The 232-nt window shown below is 78.4% G+C and carries 1 pseudogene; it reads right to left on the minus strand.

What is annotated here, in order from left to right:
* Window positions 1-232, minus strand: a pseudogene (locus KVT14_RS21610) (cellulose synthase); the annotation flags it as partial.

A 232-nucleotide genomic window follows, 5' to 3' on the forward strand; every position in this document is an offset into this window, starting at 1 on the left:
CGCCCGGGCCGGCGCCTGCTCCGAGCCGACGGCGCCGAGCGGCGACCTCTGGCGGCCGGCGAGCGGGGCCAGCGCGGGCTCGTCGACGACCACCGCGCCGACCTCGTCGTCCCGCGCGATCGGCAGCGCCGCGATCGCGGCGAGGTCGTCCTGGATGCCCGCGACGTCCCGGGCCACGACCTGCGCCGAGATCCCGTCGACCACGCGCTGGAAGCCGTACGTGACGTCCGAC

This window comes from Cellulomonas sp. GbtcB1 (assembly GCF_019091725.1).
GTDB lineage: Bacteria > Actinomycetota > Actinomycetes > Actinomycetales > Cellulomonadaceae > Cellulomonas.